This window comes from Paraburkholderia sediminicola (assembly GCF_046027355.1).
GTDB lineage: Bacteria > Pseudomonadota > Gammaproteobacteria > Burkholderiales > Burkholderiaceae > Paraburkholderia > Paraburkholderia sediminicola_B.
On the sequence record NZ_JAQQEK010000110.1, the window covers coordinates 1 to 1,270 of the forward strand.

1 protein-coding gene is annotated in these 1,270 nt (G+C 59.8%); it reads left to right on the plus strand.

Annotated features, from left to right (window positions below):
* Positions 1-81: 81 nt before the first annotated feature.
* Entirely contained in the window at positions 82-1,212 is a 1,131-nt protein-coding gene (locus tag PQR42_RS45480; protein WP_408393947.1) for an IS481 family transposase, read from the plus strand.
* The last annotated feature ends 58 nt before the right edge of the window (positions 1,213-1,270 follow it).

Consider the following 1,270-nt stretch of genomic DNA (forward strand, 5'->3'; position numbering starts at 1 on the left):
GTGTACAGACCGGAGACATAGCTGACAGGTGTGCGGGGACATGGTTGACACTTCCGGGTATCAAAACGCCCGGTCCCGACCATGCCCTGGAACGCAAGAGACACCATGAGCCTCCGACAGGAATTTGTTCATCTGGCCAGTCAGAACACGCTGACGATTACCGAGTTATGCCAGCGCTTTAACATCAGCCGGCAGACTGGCTACAAATGGCTTAAGCGCGGCGCGAACGCGCTGGCAGATCAATCCCGACGCCCGGCTACCAGCCCTTCAAGGACTCCCGCTGCGATGGAGCAGGAAGTGGTGCGGCTGCGTCAGGCGCATCCGCGCTGGGGCGGGCGCAAGATCAGTCGACGCCTGCTGGATCTGGGCTTCGGGACGGCGCCGCAGCCCAGCACCGTGACCGACATCCTGCACCGGCATAACCTGATCCTGCCGGCCGATTCAGCGATAAGCGAACCGTGGAAGCGCTTTGAGCACGAGCAGCCCAACGTACTCTGGCAGATGGATTTCAAAGGTCACTTTGAGACCCTTCAGAAGGAGCGTTGCAGTCCCCTGACGGTACTGGACGACCACTCGCGTTTCAGCATCCTCCTGCGTGCCTGTGGGCCCACGGACACCGCTACCGTGCAGGCGGGTTTACGTGAGGCGTTTGGACATTACGGCCTGCCGTTGCGCATCAACACCGACAACGGCTCACCGTGGGGTTCGCCCAGCAGTCCAGGGCAGCTTACCGAGCTGGCCGTCTGGCTGATCCGGCTGGGTATCCGCATCAGCTACAGCCGGCCGTATCACCCGCAGACCAATGGCAAGGATGAGCGGTTTCACCGTACGTTGAAGGCTGAAGTGCTGAACGGACGAAGCTTCGCCACGCAGCAACACGTGCAACAGGAACTGGACCGCTGGCGTACCGTGTATAACTGCGAACGCCCGCACGAGGCGATCGGCCTGGCCACGCCAGTCAGCCGTTACAAGCCCAGCCCCCGGGCGTATCCATCGATCCTGCAGGAACCTGAATACGGCCCGGACGACGTGGTGATACGGGTTAAATCAGATGGCCAGCTACGCTTTAAAGGCCAGAAACTCAAAGTCTCAAATGCACTTTATGGCCTGCCGGTTGCGGCACGCGCGAAGGTGGGCGAAGACGGTGTATTTGAATTCTGGTTCGCACATCACCGCATCCTCACCCTTGACCTGAGGAGCGGGAATCATTGACCATAAAGTGTCAACGATGTCTCCGCACGTTTGTCAATCATGTCTCCGGTCCATACAC